Source organism: Nocardioides pyridinolyticus, assembly GCF_054653575.1.
Genome location: NZ_BAAIFY010000007.1, coordinates 125636 through 143214 on the forward strand (window position 1 = coordinate 125636; position 17579 = coordinate 143214).

Below are 17579 nucleotides of genomic sequence, written 5' to 3' on the forward strand. Positions count from 1 at the left end.
TGATGTCGAGACGAGTGCGGTTCGCTCAGAACGAGTCGGCGGGGTGCAGCGCGAGGGCCGACCGCGAGCGCAGGTGGGCCTCGCAGTGACGGACCAGCTCGGCGTACGCCGCCGGCCCCATCAGCTCGACCAGCTCGTCGGCGCTGGTGAGGTAGAGCGGCTCCACGGCCACGTGGGCCTCGGTGTTGCCCGAGCAGTACCAGTCGAGGTCGTGGCCGCCCGGGCCCCAGCCGCGCCGGTCGTACTCGGTGATCGTGACCTCGGTGTACTTCGTGCCGTCCTGGCGCTCGATCTCGCGGAACGTACGACGGATCGGCAGCTGCCAGCACACGTCCGGCTTGGTCTTCACGTGGCTCTTCTCGAGCACGAACGCCAGGGCGTGCAGGGCGCAGCCCGCGCCGATGTGGAAGTCGGGCCGGTTCTGGAAGATGCACGCCTGCTGGCCGTCCACGGTGGTGACGCGGGTCTTGCGCTCGCCGTCCTCGTCGAGCTCGATCCAGTCCTGCTTGCGGACCCTGCCCCTCGGCTTCTGCTGCCAGAGCTTCTCGTCCAGCATGCCGACGAACTCCGCCACGCGCTTCTCGTCGTCCTTGTCGGCGAAGTGGGCGCCGAGCGTGCAGCAGCCGACGTCGGGCGCGTCGGCGTAGATCCCCTGGCAGCCCCGCCCGAAGATGCAGGTGTAGCTCGAGGTCAGCCAGGTGAGGTCGCACTTCATCACCTCGGACTCGTCGGCCGGGTTCACGAACTCGACGAAGGCACGGGGGAAAACCAGGTCGACCTCAGGCACGGAGCAAGCGTACGTCCCGGCACGGGCTAGTACGTTGGGGCCATGCGTCTGGGCGTGCTCGACATCGGCTCCAACACCGGGCACCTGCTCGTGGTGGACGCCCACCGCGGCGCCGCGCCCCTCCCGGCGTACTCCTACAAGCAGCCGCTGCGCCTCGCCGAGCACCTCGACGGAGCGGGAGCCGTGTCCCAGCAGGGCATCGACGCGCTGTGCGCGTTCACCTCGCAGGCGCTGCGGGTGGCCGAGGACAAGGGCAGCGAGGCGATCCTCGCGTTCGCGACCTCGGCCGTGCGCGACGCCGAGAACTCCGAGGCCGTGCTGGCCGAGGTCGTCGACCGCACCGGGCAGGACATCGCGGTGCTGTCGGGCGAGGACGAGGCGCGGCTGACCTTCCTCGCCGTACGCCGCTGGTTCGGCTGGTCCGCGGGCCGGCTGTCGGTCTTCGACATCGGCGGGGGCTCGCTGGAGATCGCGGGCGGCGCGGACGAGGAGCCCGACGTCGCCTGGTCGCTGCCGCTCGGCGCGGCCCGCCTGGCTCGTCAGCACTTCGCCGACGGCGCCATCGACGAGGACGCGGTCCGCCTGCTGCGCAAGCAGATCCGGGCCGAGATCGCCCGCGACGCGGGGCGGCTGCTGCGCGCCGGCACGCCCGACCACGCGGCGGCCACGTCCAAGACCTTCCGCTCCCTGGCCCGCATCTGCGGTGCCGCGCCGTCCGCCGAGGGCCCGTTGGTCCCGCGGACGCTGCCGGTCGGCGAGCTGCGGGAGTGGATCCCCAAGCTCGTGGCGATGCGCCACGACGAGCTCGCCGGCCTGCCCGGCGTCTCGGCGAGCCGGAGCCACCAGGTCGTCCCCGGCGCCCTCGTGGCCGAGGCGGTCATGGACATCTTCGAGCTGCCCGCGCTCGAGATCTGCCCGTGGGCCCTGCGCGAGGGTGTGATCCTCGAGCGGCTCGACCAGATCGGGCCGCTCCTCTGATGGCCCCCCGGATCGGCCTGTCCACCGTCTCGGTCTACCCCGAGTCGTCCGCGCACGCCTTCGCGTACGCCGCCGACCTCGGCTACGACAGCATCGAGGTGATGGTCGGCATCGACGCGCTCAGCCAGCAGACGTCGGCGATCAAGCAGCTCTCCGAGCACCACGGGATCCCGATCACCGCGGTCCACGCGCCCTGCCTGCTGTTCACCCAGCGGGTCTGGGGCACCGAGCCCTGGGGCAAGCTCGAGCGCTCCGCCGAGATGGCCGCGGCGGTCGGCGCCGAGGTCGTGGTCGTGCACCCGCCGTTCCGCTGGCAGAAGCAGTACGCCGCCGGGTTCGTCGAGGGCATCGCGGCCCTCGAGGCGTCGACCGGCATCGCCTTCGCGGTCGAGAACATGTACCCCTGGCGCGCGTCCACCCGGCGCGGCATGGAGATGTATCTGCCGGGCTGGGACCCGTCCGAGGAGTCCTACGCCAACACGACGATCGACCTGTCGCACGCCGCCATCGCGCACTCCGACCCGATCGCGATGGCCGAGCGCCTCGGCGACCGGCTGCGGCACATCCACCTCACCGACGGCACCGGCTCGGCCAAGGACGAGCACCTGGTGCCGGGCCGCGGCGCGATGGGCGCGGCGTCGTTCCTCCGCCACCTCGACGAGGTCGACTTCGCGGGCGAGATCATCCTGGAGATCAACACCCGCAAGTGCCGCGACGTCGCCGAGCGCGAGACCGACCTGCGCGAGTCGCTGGAGTTCGCCCGCGAGCACCTGGGGGTGGCGGCGCCGTGACCGTCGCGGCCCCGCCGCGGCCGCCGTCCGGGGGCTTCGCCGGGACGGCGGTGCGCTGAGGCGGCCCGAGGAGCACAATCCACCCCATGAGGAACACCGCGGTGGAGGTCCGCGGGCTGCACGTCGTCCGCGGCGGCCGCCGCGTGCTGGAGCAGCTCGACATCAGCGTCGGCGGCGGGGTCACCGGGCTGCTCGGGCCGAGCGGCTGCGGCAAGTCGACCCTCATGCGCTGCCTGGTCGGCGTACAGCGGGTCCGCGCGGGCTCGGTGACGGTCTTCGGCCAGGAGGCCGGCAGCCGCGACCTGCGAGCCCGGGTCGGCTACGTCACCCAGGCTGCGAGCGTGTACGACGACCTCACGGTGGTCGAGAACCTCCGCTTCTTCGCCCAGGTGCTCGGCGTCGGCCGTGACCACGTCGACCGGGTCGTCGACGCCGTCGACCTCGGCCGCCACCGCGAGCAGGTCGTGGGCCGGCTCAGCGGCGGCCAGCGCAGCCGGGTCAGCCTCGCCGTCGCCCTGCTCGGCGAGCCGGACCTCCTCGTGCTCGACGAGCCCACCGTGGGCCTGGACCCGGTGCTCCGGGTCGACCTCTGGCGCCTGTTCCACGAGCTGGCGGACCGGGGCGCGGCGGTGTTCGTCTCCAGCCACGTCATGGACGAGGCCGAGCGCTGCGACCGGCTGCTGCTGATGCGCGAGGGCCGGATCATCGCCGACGGCACCCCCGGGGAGATCAAGGACAGGGCCGCCGCCGACACCGTCGAGGACGCGTTCCTCGCGATCGTCCGGAGGGACGCGGCATGAACCCGCGGGTGACGCTCGCCGTCGCCGGCCGCGTCCTCGTCCAGCTCCGCCGCGACCACCGCACGCTCGCGATGCTCCTGGTCCTGCCGTGCCTGCTGATCACCCTGCTGTGGTGGATGTTCGCGGACACGCCCGTCTTCGACGCGGTCGGTCCGGCGCTGCTGGCGATGTTCCCCTTCATCGTGATGTTCCTGGTCACCAGCGTCACCACGCTGCGCGAGCGCAGCGGCGGCACCCTCGAGCGGCTGCTCGCGATGCCGATGGGCAAGCTCGACTTCCTGGTCGGGTACGGCGCCGCGTTCGGGGTCGTCGCCGCGGTCCAGTCCGCGCTGGCCGTCGGGATCAGCGTCGGCCTGCTCGACCTCGAGGTGCGGGGCCCGGTGTGGCTGCTGACCGTGGTCGCGGTCGTCGACGCCGTGCTCGGCACCGCGCTGGGCCTGTTCGTGAGCGCCTTCGCGCAGACCGAGTTCCAGGCGGTGCAGTTCATGCCCGCGATCGTGATCCCGCAGATCCTGCTGTGCGGCCTCTTCGTCCCGCGCGACCAGCTGCCGCCGGTGCTCGAGTGGGTCAGCGACCTGCTGCCGTTGAGCTACGCCGTCGACGCGATGACCACGCTCACCCGCACCGCCGAGACCGGCGACGTGTGGGCCGACCTGGGGGTGGTCGCGGCCTTCGCCCTCGCGGGACTGGCCCTGGGGGCGGCGACCCTCCGGCGGCGTACCCCGTGAATCGGCGTCAAGCGGATCCCGTCGTAGCCTGAGTGGCATGTCGCTCCTCCGTCAGCCGCTCCTCCTCCTCGCCCGCTCCGGGGCGGTGAAGAAGGCGGTCAGCACCATGCCCGTCTCGGCCGGCATCGTTCGCAGCTACGTCCCCGGCGAGACCACCGAGGCTGCGGTGCAGGCGACCGCCGGCCTCGAGGCCGACGGCCTCAAGGTCACGCTCGACTTCCTGGGCGAGGACACGCTCGACGCCGAGCAGGCGGAGGCCACCGTCGCCGCGTACGTCGACCTCCTGTCGGCCCTCTCCGCGCGCGGCCTGACCCGCGGCGCCGAGGTGTCGGTGAAGCTGAGCGCCATCGGCCAGTTCCTGCCCGAGAACGGCCACAAGATCGCGCTGGAGAACGCCCGCACGATCTGTCGCGCCGCACGCAACGCCGGCACCACGGTCACGCTCGACATGGAGGACAACACCACCACCGACTCGACGCTGACGATCCTGCGCGACCTGCGCAAGGACTTCCCGGAGACCGGTGCCGTGCTCCAGGCCGCGCTCAAGCGCACCGAGGCCGACTGCCGCGCGCTCGCCCACGAGGGCTCGCGCGTGCGGCTCTGCAAGGGCGCCTACCTCGAGCCCGAGGACGTCGCGTACGTCGAGAAGGTCGAGATCGACAAGTCCTACGTCCGCTGCCTCAAGGTGCTGCTCGCCGGCGAGGGCTACCCGATGATCGCGACCCACGATCCGCGGATGGTCGAGATCGCGTCGTCGCTCGCGAGCCGCTACGGCCGCGCGCCCGGCACGTACGAGTACCAGATGCTCTACGGCATCCGGCCCGAGGAGCAGCGCCGGCTGGCCGAGGACGGGGAGACCGTGCGGGTCTACGTGCCCTACGGCCTCGAGTGGTACGGCTACCTGATGAGAAGGCTCGCCGAGCGCCCGCAGAACCTGACATTCTTCCTGAGGTCCCTGATCTCGAAGAAATGAAGGAAACCATGGCGCAGACCGCGATCCTCGGAGCCGGCGTGATGGGGGAGACCCTGCTCTCCGGCCTGGTCCGCGCCGGGCGCCGCGTCGACCACCTGCTCGTCGGCGAGAAGCGCGCCGAGCGCGCCCGCGAGCTCGAGGAGCGGTACGGCGTCGCGGTGGTCACCAACCTCGAGGCGGCCCGCAAGGCCGACACCCTCGCGCTCGTCGTGAAGCCCCAGGACATGGGCGTCCTCCTCGACGAGATCGCCCCCGCGCTGCGCCCCGGGCAGCTCGTGGTCTCGCTGGCCGCGGGCATCACGACCGCGTTCATCGAGTCCCGCGTGCCCGACGGCGTCGCCGTCGTCCGGGTCATGCCGAACACCCCGGCGCTCGTGGACGAGGGCATGGCCGCGATCTCGCCCGGCTCGCACTGCTCCGAGGAGCACCTGGCCGAGGCCGAGGCGCTGCTGGCCTCCACCGGCCGGGTGCTGCGGATCCCCGAGCGCCAGCAGGACGCGGTCACCGCGATCAGCGGCTCCGGTCCGGCGTACCTCTTCTTCGTGGTCGAGTCGATGATCGAGGCCGGCGTCCACCTCGGCCTGCCCCGCGCGACCGCCACCGAGCTCGTCGTCCAGACCGTCGTCGGCTCGGCCAAGATGCTCCGCGAGACCGGCACCCACCCCGTGGTCCTGCGCGAGCAGGTCACCTCGCCCGCCGGCACCACCGCGGCCGCCCTGCGCGAGCTCGAGGTGCACAAGGTGCGCGCCGCGTTCCTCGCCGCCATGGAGGCCGCCCGGGACCGCTCGCGGGCGCTGGCCGAGGGGTCCTGAGGGTCCGTCCCGGCCGCCCGCAGATTCATCACGGTAGGCAGGTGAATCCGCACTTCCCTCGGCATGCCCACTGAGGGGAGTGCCGGTTGGCCTGCCTACCGTGATGAATCGAGGCGAAGGCGCAGGGCGGCGGCGACCTGCGCCCACCGCACGGGCTCGTGGCCGGAGAACGCCGCCGCCGTCAGGCCGGCCACGGTGGCGACGTACACCGCCGCGGCAACGCGCGCGGTCATGACCGCAGCGACCGGAGCAGGCCGACGACGTCGTCCATCAGGCCGCGGACGACGGGCAGGCGCGAGAGCTTCACCATCCGGTCGACGATCGGGACCAGGCGCGCGACCAGTGCGCGGGACCGCTGCTGGTGCGGACTGTCGTCGTAGACCCAGAACAGCACCACGCCCATCTGGAGCAGCCACAGCAGCTGCGGCAGCTCGGGCTTCAGCGCCGCGACCGGCTTGGCGTCGGAGTCCTCCACCAGGCGCGTGAACAGCGCGATGCTGGCGTCGCGCGCGGGGGCGGACTCGGGGCTGAACGGGGACAGGGGGCTGTGCGGGTCGGCGGCGTTGCGGAAGAACTGGCCCGCGAAATCGTGGTGCGGCGCGGCCACGTCCAGCCACGCGTGCAGCACGCCGAGCAGCCGCTGCTCGAAGCGGCTGTCGCGTGCGAGGATCCGCTCGGCCGCCTCCGCGTGGTCGACCTGCATCTGGTCGTAGAACGCCTGGACCAGGTGCTCCTTGGACCCGAAGTAGTAGTAGGCGTTGCCGACCGAGACGCCGGCCTCGCGCGCGATCGCGCGCATCGTGGTGCGGTCGTAGCCCTCGCGGTTGAACAGCCCCATCGCCGCGTCGAGGATCGTGTGCCGGGTCCGCTCGGCCTTGCTCGTGGCCACGGGACCACGCTAGTCCCGTTCTTGAACGCGTTCAACACTCACAGGCCCATCGCGGCCTGCGCACCGGCCAGCACCGGGGCGGTCACCTCCCGGCACCGCGCGGCACCGGCGTCGAAGACCGACGTCACGTACGCCGGGTCGTCGGCGAGCTCGGCGTACCGCCTCTGGAGGGGCTCGAGCACCGCGACGACCGCATCGGTGACCGCCCGCTTGAGCGCGCCGTACGTCGTGATCCGCTCGGCCGGCCCGCCGCAGGCGGCCAGCACGTCGAGCAGGTTGGTCACGCCGGGCTTCGAGGGGGCCGACCGTACGGCGTCGGGCCCGGTGTCGGAGTCGGTCACCGCCCGGCCGACCTTGCGGCGCACGACGTCGGGGGAGTCGAGCAGCAGCACGACACCGGCCGCGTCGGCGTCGGACTTGCCCATCTTCCGGGTGGGATCGTCGAGCCGCATCACCCGCGCGCCGGCGGGCGGCACGGTGATCTCGGGGACCGTGAACACCTCGCCGTAGGTCCGGTTGAACCGCACCGCGAGGTCCCGGGTCAGCTCGACGTGCTGGCGCTGGTCCGCGCCCGCCGGGACCTGGGCGGGCCGGTAGAGCAGGATGTCGGCCGCCATCAGCGCCGGGTAGGTGAAGAGCGAGACCCGCGTCGCGCCCACACCACGACCCTTCTCCTTGAACTGGATCATCCGGTTGAGCTCGCCGGTGGTGGCCGTGCACTCGAGCAGGTAGGCGAGCTGGGCGTGCGCGGGCACCCGGCTCTGCGCGAACAGCGTCGCCGTGTCGAGCCCGGCGGCCACCATCAGCGTCGCGATCTCCTGCACCAGCCCGCGCAGGCGGGACGGGTCGTGCGTCGTCGTCATCGCGTGCAGGTCGGCGATGCCGTAGAAGCAGTCCGCGTGCTGGGCCGCCGCCATCGGTCGCAGCGCGCCGAGGAGGTTGCCGAGCGTGAGGGGGCCGCTCGGGGTGAGGAGCGAGAGCTGTCGGTGCATGGGGTTCTCCTGGGGATGAGAGCCCACGGGAGGACGCCGACATGCAGAGCGGCCGCCCGTGGGCGGCCGATGGGTGACGTGGGTGCGCGTCGGAGGTGGTCCGCCCTCAGGCGGGCCGCCAGAACATGGGACGCGTCAGCACGGCACCACGGTAGCGGTACCGTCGCGGACATGCCTGACTGTCAGGGATCGGCCACGGTCGTCTTCGACCGGAGCCTGACCGAGTACGACTTCGGCCCCTTCCATCCGATGTCGCCGGTCCGGGTCGACCTGACCATGCGGCTGGCCGAGGACCTCGACGTCCTGCGGCACCTGCGCCGGGTGCCGGCGCCGATGGCCAGCGACGACGAGCTCGCCCGGGTCCACGGCGGAGCGCTGATCGAGGCGGTCATGCGGGCCACGCCGGACGAGCGGTTCGGGCTCGGCTCCGAGGACAACCCGGTCTTCCCGGGCATGCACCATGCGGCCGCGCACATCGTCGGCGCCAGCGTCGAGGCGTTCCGCCAGGTCTGGTCGGGGGAGTCGCTGCACTCCGCGAACATCACCGGCGGCCTCCACCACGCGATGCGCGACCGGGCCAGCGGCTTCTGCGTCTACAACGACATCGCCGTGGGCATCCAGCACCTGCTCGACCAGGGCGCCGAGCGGGTGGCCTACGTCGACGTCGACGTCCACCACGGGGACGGCGTCGAGCGGATCTTCTGGGACGACCCGCGCGTCCTGACCATCTCCCTGCACGAGACCGGCCAGATGCTGTTCCCCGGCACGGGCTTCCCGACCGACCTCGGGGGTCCCGGCGCGGAGGGGACGGCGGTCAACGTGGCCCTACCGCCCGGGACCGGCGACGGAGGCTGGCTGCGGGCGTTCCACGCGGTCGTGCCGCCGTTGGTCCGCGAGTTCGATCCGGACGTCCTGGTCAGCCAGCACGGCTGCGACAGTCACGTCGAGGACCCGCTCGCCCACCTCATGCTCACCGTGGACGGCCAGCGGGCCGCCTATCTCGCCCTCCACGACCTCGCCCACGAGGTCTGCGACGGGAAGTGGGTCGTGACCGGCGGAGGCGGCTACGCGCTGGTCGACGTGGTCCCGCGCGCGTGGACCCACCTGCTCGCCATCGTCGGCGGCCACCCGCTCGACCCGGCGACCGACACCCCGGACGGCTGGCGCGACCACGTCCGGACCCGCCTGGGCCGCGTGGCACCCCACCGGATGACCGACGGGCGCACGCCGGCGTACCGCGACTGGAGCGGCGGCTACGACCCCGACACCTGGCTCGACCGGGCGGTCCACGCCACCCGCACGGCGGTCTTCCCCCTCCACGGGCTCGATCCGCTGCCGTAGTCGGCGCTAGACCGGTGGGAACGCTCCGCTGGGTGGAAGGCAAGGGGACACGCCGACTATCGGGAGTTACTTTGATGAACCCCTTCCCCACGAGTCACATCAGGCCCTATTCTCACTGAGCGCGACGCGTGTACTCACCGTGCGGGGAAGCCGGTGGCGCGTCAGACAGAAAGTATCGGTGCACGATGGCTACCAACTCCGGGGACATCTCCGACTCGAAGTTCCTGACCGTTGCCGAGGTCGCCGCGATGATGCGGGTCTCGAAGATGACGGTCTACCGTCTCGTCCACAGCGGCGAGATGCCCGCCGTCCGCGTCGGCCGCTCCTTCCGCGTGCTGGAGAAGGACGTCGACGAGTACCTGCGCAAGAGCTTCTACAGCGCCGGCTGACCACCGCACGGGTCTCGAGGGGCGTCGCTCGGTCCGACGCTCCTCGACCTTCGACTCCGGTCGCTGTCCTCGCGAGCTCGGACAGCGGAGCCTCGATTCTTTGTCGGGGACCGCGGCGGATAGGCTTGGCCGGTCCCAGTGTTGTCGAAAGGTCTCCCGTGGGTTCTGTCATCAAGAAGCGTCGTAAGCGCATGGCGAAGAAGAAGCACCGCAAGCTGCTGAAGAAGACGCGCGTCCAGCGTCGCAAGCTCGGCAAGTAAGCCGCTGCGCCACGCCGCATGAGCAGCGCCGGCAGGGTCGTACTGGTCACCGGGGTCTCGCGCGACCTCGGCAGGCGATTCGCGCGCTCACTCGCGGATGACCCGGGCGTGTCCCGGGTCATCGGCGTCGACGCGGTGCCACCTCGCGGCGACGTCGGCGACGTCTCGTTCGTCCGCGCCGACATCCGCAACCCGGTCATCGCCAAGGTGATCGTGAAGGAGGACGTCGACACCGTCGTCCACATGAGCGTCATCTCCACCCCCGGCACCACCGGCGGTCGGAACACGATGAAGGAGCTCAACGTCATCGGGACGATGCAGCTCCTGGCCGCCTGCCAGAAGGCGCCGGGGCTGCGCACCCTCGTGGTGAAGTCGTCGACGACGGTCTACGGCGCCAGCAGTCGCGACCCCGCGATGTTCACCGAGGACATGGAGCCGCGCCGCGCGCCGCGCGCCGGCTACGCCAAGGACCTGGCCGAGATCGAGGGCTACGTGCGCGGCTTCGCCCGGCGCCGCCCCGACGTCCGGGTGACGACCGTTCGCGCGGCCAACGTGATCGGCCAGCACGTCGTCAGCCCGCTGACCGAGTACCTCCGCCTGCCGGTCGTGCCGACCGTGCTGGGCTACGACCCGCGGCTGCAGTTCCTGCACCAGCACGACCTCCTCGGCGTGCTCCGCCACGCGGTCGCCACCGATGCCGCCGGCACGTTCAACGTCGCCGGCGACGGCGTCCTGACGCTCTCCCAGGCCGTACGCCGACTCGAGCGTGCGTCGATCCCGCTGCCGTCGTTCGCGGTCGGTGGCGTGGGCTCCGCGCTGCGCTCGGCCCGGATCACCGACCTGTCGCCGGAACTGCTGGCGCTGATCACCTACGGCCGCGGCGTCGACACGACCCGGATGCGCGCCGAGCTCGGCTTCGAGCCGGCGTACTCCACCGCGGCGGCGCTCGCCGACTTCGCCGCGCCGCTGACACCGACCGGTGGTCGCGCCGAGAGGGTGCTGGCCCGCGTCGCCGCCGGGCTGCCCGATCCCGAGCCCGACGCCAGGGGAGGTGCCCTCCGTGGGTGACGCCGAGATCATCCCGATCGGGACCCGCGGCCGCCCCGGCCGCGGCACCGGCACCCAGCCGTCCTCGGCCGCCCGCGGGCTGGCCCCGAAGGCGCCCGCGAAGAAGGCCGCGCCGCCCCGGAGGCCGAAGGCCGAGGCGCCCACCCCCGAGTCGCAGCCCGAGGCCCGGCCCGAGCCGCAGCGGCCGCCGGTCACGGCAGTGGAGCGGGAGCCGGCGAACGGCATCCCGGCCTCGGACTGGCTGGCCGCGATCAACCACGCGGCCCGCGAGGTGTTCGGCGAGCAGTGGGAGCCCCAGCTCGCCGGCTTCCTGGCCTTCCTCCGCCGCCGCCTCACGGGCGACTACGAGCTCGACGAGTACGGCTTCGACCCCGAGGTGACCGAGCGGTTCCTCATGGCCGCACTGCGCCCGATCGCGGAGAAGTGGTTCCGCATCGAGGTCCGCGGCGTCGAGAACATCCCGACCGAGGGTGGGGCGCTCGTCGTCTCCAACCACTCCGGCACGGTCCCGGTGGACGGGCTGATGACGCTGTTCTCGGTCCACGAGAGCACCGGCCGGTTCCTGCGCCCGCTCGGCGCCGACCTGGTCTTCCAACTGCCGTTCGTGAGCTCGATCGCCCGCAAGAGCGGGGCCACCCTGGCCTGCAGCGAGGACGCCGAGCGGATGCTGTGCGGCGGCGAGCTGGTCGGCGTGTGGCCCGAGGGGTTCAAGGGCATCGGCAAGCCGTACTCCCAGCGCTACAAGCTCCAGCGCTTCGGCCGCGGCGGCTTCGTCGCCGCGGCGCTGCGCACCGGCGTGCCGATCGTCCCGCTGTCGGTCGTCGGCGCCGAGGAGATCTACCCGCTCGTCGGCAACGTGCCGTCGCTGGCGCGGCTCCTCGGGCTGCCCTACATCCCGATCACGCCGTTCTTCCCGCTGCTCGGCCCGCTCGGCCTGGTGCCGCTCCCGTCGAAGTGGCTGCTGGAGTTCGGCGAGCCGATCCGCACCGACGAGCTCGACGAGGGCGCGGCCGATGACCCGATGCTGGTCTTCAACGTCACCGACCAGGTGCGCGAGACCATCCAGCAGACGCTCTACACGCTGCTGATGCAGCGCCAGTCCGTCTTCCGCTGACGCGGCCGGCGGCTACTTCTGGCCGGGGGCCTCGGTCAACGGGTCGAGGACGGACTCGAGCAGGTCGCCCACGCCACCCAGCAGCGGGCTCACCACGGGGACCGGCGGCTGCGAGGACGGGCTCTTGCCGCCACCCGTGACGCCGTCGACGAACTGCTGGAGCGGGTTGCCGGCGTTCGGGCCGCCCGGGAGCGGGGACGTGCTCGGGTTCGTGACGCTGCCGGGGCCGAGGTCACCGGGCGACACGCTCGGCAGGCCGTCGCCCTTCTTCCCGTCCTTGCCGCCCTGCTTGCCGCCCTGTCGGCTGCCGGTGGCCGCGGGGCTCGGCTTCACGTCGGGGATGAAGATCTGCTCCGGGTTGGCGGCTGCTGCGAAGACCGGCGGGATCGAGTCGATCGGTGAGCCACCACAGGACGGACAGCTCGCCGTGGCCTCGGTGCCGATGGTGTCCAGCGTCTGGGCCGCCCGGATCAGCTCGTCACGGGCCTCGGCCGGGATGTACGGCTCGAGCGCGGCCAGCCGGTCCAGGCTGCTCGCGGAGAAGTCGTTGAGCGCGACGATCGAGGACTCGTTGCCGCTGTGCGCGTAGTCGGCCAGCAGCAGGTCGGAGGCCTGGGTCGCCTGGTCGGTGAACGTGTTGAGGGTCTGCGCGATCCGCAGGTCGTCCGCGACGCCGTCCCGGTGGGTCAGCGCGACGACCTCGGTGAGCCGGTCGGAGGCGTTGGCGAGCACGGTGGTGCCCTTGTTGGCCTCGCCGACCGCGAGACCGGTGTGGGCGCCCTCGATGACCCGCTTGATCGGGTAGAGGGTCTCGCCGGGGAGCGCGGACTGCGCGGCGACGGCCACCGAGGTGGTCGCGCCGACGACGGCGAGGCCGCCGACCACGGCGGCCAGACGGCGCTCGCGCCGCGGGCGGCGCTCGGGGAGGCGGAGACGGGAGGTGTCGGCGGGCAGCAGCGCGGTCTCGGCCTCGGCCATCAACAGGCCCCGGAGGTCGGCGACGAACTCGGGCCGGGCGTGGATCTCGGGCGTGGAGCGGAGCGCCCCGACCAGCTCGAGCAGGTCGCGGTCGCGGCTCGCTGCTTCAGCGGTCGCGGTGCCCTCGACCAGGGCGTCGAACTCGTCGGCGCGACGGTGCGCCGTGAACCCCCATGTCATGTCGACCTCAACGAGGGGCGAGCCGGCGAAGTTACGCGGGATCCGGCGGGAACGTAAGCGATTGCAGTGATCTGCGTCATCAGTCCCGCAGCCCTTCTGGCATCAGCTTGGCGAGGTTGCGCACCCCGCGCAGCTGGAGCTGCTTGACCGCGCCGTCCGAGCGGCCCAGGACCGCGGCCGTCTCGGCGATGCTCATGCCCTGGAGGAACCGCATCACCAGGCAGTCCCGCTGCTCGGGTGGGAGCTCGGTGAGGGCCTGGAGCAGGATCTCGTTGGTGAGGCCCGCGAGCACCATGCCCTCGGGCCCGTCCGTGGCGTCGTCGTGCAGCGCCATGTCCTCGGTGGTGAGCTCGAGACGGGTCCGGCCGGCCTTGAAGTGGTCGGTGGCCAGGTTGCGGGCGATGGTCATCAGCCAGGCGCCGAAGTCCTTGCCCTGCCAGCGGAAGTTGTTCATGCTGCGCAGCGCGCGGAAGAACGTCTCCGACGTCAGGTCCTCGGCCAGCGTGCTGGAGCGGGTCCGGTAGAAGAGGAACCGGTAGACCGAGGGCTGGTAGTGGTCGTAGAGGAGCCCGAACGCCTCGGAGTCGCCCTGCCGAGCCAGCTCGACGAGCGCGATCAGCCGGGAGCGGTCGGCCTCGTCCTCCTCCGAGGACGTGGCCTGGTCGGCGTCGTCGTACCCGCCGCCGCTGCCCGTGCCGGCGCCGGCATCCGGGCCGGCGCTGCGGCCGCTGGTGACCGCCTCGGTCGCGAGCATGCCGGGGAGCCCGGCGAGCTGCGGGCGCTCGCTCAGGAGCACCTGAGCGACGAGGTGCCGCAGGGCGTGCAGCCCGCGCGCGACGTCGCCGTCCTCCCACGCCATGGACAGATTCCTCCCAAGAAGCTTCCCCGAAGCCCTTCCCATCGTAAACGTGAGTTACGCATCTGGGAACCGGACGATCACTGCCGCTTTCCGCGGAGGGCGACTCCGGCCGCCACGGCGCCCGAGACGGCGCCGGCCGCGGCGCCCACGACCAGGCCGGCCCGGACCGCCTTGCGGCCGGTCCGGTAGTCCCGGATCCGCCAGCCCTGCTCCCGGGCGTGGGACCGGAGCTTGGCGTCGGGGTTGATCGCGCAGGGGTCGCCGACCATCGAGAGCATCGGCAGGTCGTTGTAGGAGTCGGAGTACGCCGAGCAGCGGCGCAGGTCGAGCCCCTCGCGCTCCGCCAGCGCCCGCACGGCCTCGCCCTTGGCGGGGCCGTGGAGCATCTCGCCGACGAGCCGGCCGGTGTAGACCCCGTCGACGTGCTCGGCCACGGTGCCCAGCGCCCCGGTGAGACCGAGCCGGCGGGCGATGATCGAGGCGATCTCGATCGGGGCGGCGGTGACCAGCCAGACCCGCTGGCCCTCGTCGAGGTGCATCTGGGCGAGCGCGCGGGTGCCGGGCCAGATCCGGTCGGCCATCGCCTCCTCGAAGATCTCCTCGCCGAGCTCCTGGAGCTCCGCGACGGTGTGCCCGGCGATGAAGCCGAGCGCCGAGGCCCGGGCGTCCGCGACGTGGTCGGGGTCCTCGACGCCGACCACGCGGAAGTACGCCTGCTTCCAGGCCGCGCCCAGGATCTCCCGGGTCGTGAAGAAGTTGCGCCGGTGCAGGCCGCGGGCGAGGTGGAAGATGCTCGCGCCCTGCATCACGGTGTTGTCGACGTCGAAGAACGCCGCCGCGTCGGAGTCCGAGGGCGGCGTCAGCCACGACTCGACCTCGGCGACCGAGGCCGCGGCCTCGCCCGCCAGCACGGACCGCACCTGCAGGTTCCGCTGACGCTTCTGGGTCACGCTCGCAGCGTAGCCGTGAGAGCGGGGTCCGGGCTGTGGAAGGATCGCCGCATGTCAGCAGTGCGCGACGTCGCCGAGCTGGTCGCTGCGGCCGCTGCCGAGCAGCCCGACCGCCTCGCGGTCGTCGAGTCCGGAGGGCGCTGCCTCACCTGGGCCCAGCTCGAGGACGAGGTCGGCCGGCTCGCGACCGGCCTCGGCTCCGCCGGCGTGGTCGGCGGGCAGCGGGTCATGCTCGTGCTCGGCAACCGGCTCGAGTTCGTCACGACCTACCTCGGCGTGCTCCGCGCCCAGGCGGTCGCCGTCCCGGTCAACCCCGGCTCCGCGGTCGGCGAGCTGGCCCGGATGATCGCGGACTCCGGCACCCGCCTCGTCGTCGCCGACGCGGCGACCGCACCCGGCGTGCAGGAGGCCGCGGCGTCCCTGGGCACCCCGCCACGGGTGGCGGTCGTCGGGGAGGCGTCGTACGACGAGCTCCGGGCGCAGCCCGCCCGTCCGGTCCCGCCGCTCCAGGACCCGGAGAAGCTGGCGGCGCTGCTCTACACGAGCGGGACCTCGGGCCGCCCCCGCGCCGCGATGCTCACGCACCGCGCGCTGCTCGCGAACCTCGAGCAGGTCGCCGACGTCGAGCCGCCGATGATGCACGGCGACGACGTCGTGCTCGGCGTGCTCCCGCTGTTCCACGTCTACGGACTGAACGCCGTGCTGGGCGGCGTGCTCCGCCATCGCGCGCGGCTGGTGCTCGTCGAGCGGTTCGACCCCCACGAGACCCTGTCGCTGATCGACGACGAGGCGTGCAGCGTGGTGCCGGTCGCGCCCCCGGTGTTCGCCCACTGGCAGGCCGAGGACGACCTCGCGGTCCACCTCGGCGCCGTCCGGCTCGTGCTGTCGGGCTCGGCTCCGCTCTCGGCCGAGGTGATCGAGCGGTTCACCGCGCGCACCGGGATCCCGGTCCACCAGGGCTACGGGCTCACCGAGGCCGCGCCGGTCGTGACCAGCACCCTGTGCAGCGCGGTCGCCAAGGCCGGCTCGGTCGGTGCCGCCCTGCCGGGCGTCGAGCTGCGGCTCGTCGACGAGGCCGGCCACGCCCCGGACGGCGAGGACGCCGGTGAGATCCAGGTCCGCGGCGCCAACCTGTTCAGCGGCTACTGGCCCGACGGCGACGGCGGACCGGACGCGCAGGGCTGGTGGTCGACCGGCGACGTCGGCTTCCTCGACGAGGACGGCGACCTGTTCCTCGTGGACCGGCTCAAGGAGCTCGTGATCGTGTCCGGCTTCAACGTCTACCCGACCGAGGTCGAGGACGTGATCGCCGAGGTCGACGGCGTCGCCGACGTCGCGGTCATCGGCGTCGAGGACGAGCGCACCGGCGAGGCCGTGGTCGCCTACCTCCTCGCGCCCGGCGCCGACCCGGACGGGATCGCCGCGGCGGTGCGCGAGCACTGCGCCGTACGCCTGGCGCGCTTCAAGCAGCCCGCCCGCATCGAGGTCGTCCACGAGCTGCCGAAGACCGTGACCGGGAAGGTCCAGAAGGGCCGGCTCCGCGGCATCGAGCGCCGCCGCACCCTCGGGCTGCTCGAGTGACCGGCTCCCTCACGCCGAGGGTCACGCCGAGGGTCACCCTCTACTCGCGCCCGGGCTGCCACCTGTGCGACGACGCTCGCGCCGTCATCGAGCGGGTGTGCGCCGATCTCGGCGAGGAGTACGTCGAGCTCTCGATCGACGACGACCCCGCCCTCGGGGAGCGGTACGGCGAGGAGATCCCCGTGACCCTCGTCGACGGTCGCCAGCACGACTTCTGGCGGGTCGACGAGCAGCGGCTGAGGACGGCCCTGACCTCCTAGGAGACCCCGCGGCGCGTGGGCCTTCTCACATGTGCTAACCGCTGAGCGGGACGGGCCCCCACTCGTTTTGTTCTCGCGTTCACAAACTCCTACAGTGAACGGGCCGCCGGGTTCGCCCGACGACGGCCCAGCCCATGGTTATGGAAAGAGTATTTGGTGACCGCACGGACCTCCACCGAGAGCGCACGGGACATCCCCGAGGCGACCGTCGCGCGGCTGCCCGTCTACCTCCGGGCGCTGACCACGCTGTCCGAGCAGGGCATCGGCACCTGCTCCAGCGAGGAGCTCGCGACGGCGGCGGGGGTCAACAGCGCGAAGCTGCGCAAGGACCTGTCCTATCTGGGCAGCTACGGCACCCGCGGCGTCGGCTACGACACCGACTACCTGCGCTACCAGATCGCCCGCGAGATCGGCGTGACCCAGGACTGGCCGGTCGTCATCGTCGGCATCGGCAACCTGGGGCAGGCGCTCGCGAACTACAGCGGCTTCCGCAGCCGCGGCTTCCGCGTGGTCGCGCTGCTGGACGCGGACCCGGCCCGGCGCGACGAGGTCGTCGCCGGCGTACCCGTGCGGGCCTTCGACGAGCTCGAGACCATCGTGCGCGACCACTCCGTCGCCATCGGCGTGATCGCGACGCCCGCGCTCGCCGCGCAGGACGTCGCCGACCGGATGGTCGCGTGCGGCGTCACCAGCATCCTGAACTTCGCGCCGACCGTCCTGAGCGTGCCCGAGCAGGTCGACGTCCGGAAGGTCGACCTCTCCATCGAGCTCCAGATCCTCGCGTACCACGAGCAGCGCAAGACGGGGCAGGGGGCGCCGGCATGAGCGAGCGCAGCGAGCGAATCATTC

The 17579-nt window shown here is 72.4% G+C and carries 21 protein-coding genes; 14 read left to right on the plus strand and 7 right to left on the minus strand.

Going from position 1 to position 17579, the window contains the following annotated elements:
• Positions 1 to 25: 25 nt before the first annotated feature.
• Positions 26 to 787 carry a DUF3109 family protein gene (locus ACYQ0U_RS08690; RefSeq protein WP_459971673.1) on the minus strand — a complete coding sequence of 254 codons (762 nt, stop codon included), beginning with the start codon at positions 785 to 787 and terminating at the stop codon, positions 26 to 28.
• Positions 788 to 829: 42 nt separating this feature from the next.
• Here ACYQ0U_RS08690 and ACYQ0U_RS08695 point away from each other — a divergent pair, with 42 nt between their 5' ends.
• From ACYQ0U_RS08695 to proC, 6 genes are all read left to right on the plus strand, one after another.
• Positions 830 to 1765 carry a Ppx/GppA family phosphatase gene (locus ACYQ0U_RS08695; RefSeq protein ID WP_459971676.1) on the plus strand — a complete coding sequence of 312 codons (936 nt, stop codon included), beginning with the start codon at positions 830 to 832 and terminating at the stop codon, positions 1763 to 1765.
• A complete protein-coding gene (locus tag ACYQ0U_RS08700; protein WP_459971678.1) occupies positions 1765 to 2556 on the plus strand; it encodes a sugar phosphate isomerase/epimerase family protein in 792 nt (263 codons plus the stop codon). The genes ACYQ0U_RS08695 and ACYQ0U_RS08700 overlap by 1 nt, the downstream gene beginning before the upstream one ends.
• Before the next feature lie 86 nt (positions 2557 to 2642).
• Positions 2643 to 3356 (plus strand): ABC transporter ATP-binding protein, encoded by a 714-nt coding sequence (locus ACYQ0U_RS08705; protein WP_459971680.1) that lies wholly within the window; start codon positions 2643 to 2645, stop codon positions 3354 to 3356.
• Positions 3353 to 4084, plus strand: a complete 732-nt coding sequence (locus ACYQ0U_RS08710; protein WP_459971682.1) for an ABC transporter permease — start codon at positions 3353 to 3355, stop codon at positions 4082 to 4084. The genes ACYQ0U_RS08705 and ACYQ0U_RS08710 overlap by 4 nt, the downstream gene beginning before the upstream one ends.
• 37 nt (positions 4085 to 4121) lie before the next feature.
• Positions 4122 to 5057 carry a proline dehydrogenase family protein gene (locus ACYQ0U_RS08715; RefSeq protein WP_459971684.1) on the plus strand — a complete coding sequence of 312 codons (936 nt, stop codon included), beginning with the start codon at positions 4122 to 4124 and terminating at the stop codon, positions 5055 to 5057.
• Between the two features lie 8 nt (positions 5058 to 5065).
• On the plus strand, positions 5066 to 5869 hold the full coding sequence (gene proC / locus ACYQ0U_RS08720) for a pyrroline-5-carboxylate reductase (protein ID WP_459971686.1): 804 nt from the start codon (positions 5066 to 5068) through the stop codon (positions 5867 to 5869).
• Between the two features lie 95 nt (positions 5870 to 5964).
• Here proC and ACYQ0U_RS08725 read toward each other — a convergent pair whose 3' ends face one another.
• The 3 genes from ACYQ0U_RS08725 to trpS are packed head-to-tail and all read right to left on the minus strand — an operon-like array spanning position 5965 to position 7750.
• Complete coding sequence (locus ACYQ0U_RS08725) at positions 5965 to 6102, minus strand: hypothetical protein (RefSeq protein ID WP_459971688.1); 138 nt, start codon at positions 6100 to 6102, stop codon at positions 5965 to 5967.
• Positions 6099 to 6758, minus strand: a complete 660-nt coding sequence (locus tag ACYQ0U_RS08730; protein ID WP_459971691.1) for a TetR/AcrR family transcriptional regulator — start codon at positions 6756 to 6758, stop codon at positions 6099 to 6101. Before ACYQ0U_RS08730 ends, ACYQ0U_RS08725 begins: the two co-directional genes overlap by 4 nt.
• A 38-nt stretch (positions 6759 to 6796) precedes the next feature.
• A complete protein-coding gene (gene trpS, locus ACYQ0U_RS08735) occupies positions 6797 to 7750 on the minus strand; it encodes a tryptophan--tRNA ligase (protein ID WP_459971693.1) in 954 nt (317 codons plus the stop codon).
• A gap of 171 nt (positions 7751 to 7921) precedes the next feature.
• On the opposite strand from trpS, the gene ACYQ0U_RS08740 reads away from it, so the two are divergent.
• The 5 genes from ACYQ0U_RS08740 to ACYQ0U_RS08760 all read left to right on the plus strand — a co-directional run bounded on the left by ACYQ0U_RS08740 (position 7922) and on the right by ACYQ0U_RS08760 (position 11922).
• Positions 7922 to 9091 carry an acetoin utilization protein AcuC gene (locus tag ACYQ0U_RS08740; RefSeq protein WP_459971695.1) on the plus strand — a complete coding sequence of 390 codons (1170 nt, stop codon included), beginning with the start codon at positions 7922 to 7924 and terminating at the stop codon, positions 9089 to 9091.
• A gap of 185 nt (positions 9092 to 9276) precedes the next feature.
• Complete coding sequence (locus ACYQ0U_RS08745; RefSeq protein WP_459971697.1) at positions 9277 to 9480, plus strand: helix-turn-helix domain-containing protein; 204 nt, start codon at positions 9277 to 9279, stop codon at positions 9478 to 9480.
• 158 nt (positions 9481 to 9638) lie between these two features.
• Positions 9639 to 9740 (plus strand): 30S ribosomal protein bS22, encoded by a 102-nt coding sequence (locus tag ACYQ0U_RS08750; protein ID WP_008356322.1) that lies wholly within the window; start codon positions 9639 to 9641, stop codon positions 9738 to 9740.
• 18 nt (positions 9741 to 9758) lie between these two features.
• A complete protein-coding gene (locus ACYQ0U_RS08755; protein ID WP_459971702.1) occupies positions 9759 to 10808 on the plus strand; it encodes an NAD-dependent epimerase/dehydratase family protein in 1050 nt (349 codons plus the stop codon).
• Entirely contained in the window at positions 10801 to 11922 is a 1122-nt protein-coding gene (locus tag ACYQ0U_RS08760) for a lysophospholipid acyltransferase family protein (RefSeq protein ID WP_459971704.1), read from the plus strand. Before ACYQ0U_RS08755 ends, ACYQ0U_RS08760 begins: the two co-directional genes overlap by 8 nt.
• A 12-nt stretch (positions 11923 to 11934) precedes the next feature.
• Here the strand turns inward: ACYQ0U_RS08760 and ACYQ0U_RS08765 are convergent, their stop codons facing one another.
• The 3 genes from ACYQ0U_RS08765 to ACYQ0U_RS08775 all read right to left on the minus strand — a co-directional run bounded on the left by ACYQ0U_RS08765 (position 11935) and on the right by ACYQ0U_RS08775 (position 14889).
• On the minus strand, positions 11935 to 13080 hold the full coding sequence (locus ACYQ0U_RS08765; protein WP_459971706.1) for a DUF5667 domain-containing protein: 1146 nt from the start codon (positions 13078 to 13080) through the stop codon (positions 11935 to 11937).
• Positions 13081 to 13159: 79 nt separating this feature from the next.
• Positions 13160 to 13939: a sigma-70 family RNA polymerase sigma factor gene (locus tag ACYQ0U_RS08770; RefSeq protein ID WP_459971708.1), complete on the minus strand. Its 780-nt coding sequence runs from the start codon at positions 13937 to 13939 to the stop codon at positions 13160 to 13162.
• A 77-nt stretch (positions 13940 to 14016) separates the two neighbouring features.
• The gene (locus ACYQ0U_RS08775) at positions 14017 to 14889 is read right to left on the minus strand and encodes an HAD family hydrolase (RefSeq protein ID WP_459971711.1); all 873 of its coding nucleotides are present in this window, start codon (positions 14887 to 14889) and stop codon (positions 14017 to 14019) included.
• 51 nt (positions 14890 to 14940) lie between these two features.
• Here ACYQ0U_RS08775 and ACYQ0U_RS08780 point away from each other — a divergent pair, with 51 nt between their 5' ends.
• From ACYQ0U_RS08780 to ACYQ0U_RS08790, 3 genes are all read left to right on the plus strand, one after another.
• A complete protein-coding gene (locus ACYQ0U_RS08780; protein ID WP_459971715.1) occupies positions 14941 to 16470 on the plus strand; it encodes a class I adenylate-forming enzyme family protein in 1530 nt (509 codons plus the stop codon).
• Positions 16467 to 16730, plus strand: a complete 264-nt coding sequence (locus ACYQ0U_RS08785) for a glutaredoxin family protein (RefSeq protein ID WP_459971718.1) — start codon at positions 16467 to 16469, stop codon at positions 16728 to 16730. Before ACYQ0U_RS08780 ends, ACYQ0U_RS08785 begins: the two co-directional genes overlap by 4 nt.
• Positions 16731 to 16886: 156 nt before the next feature.
• Complete coding sequence (locus ACYQ0U_RS08790) at positions 16887 to 17555, plus strand: redox-sensing transcriptional repressor Rex (protein WP_459971720.1); 669 nt, start codon at positions 16887 to 16889, stop codon at positions 17553 to 17555.
• The last annotated feature ends 24 nt before the right edge of the window (positions 17556 to 17579 follow it).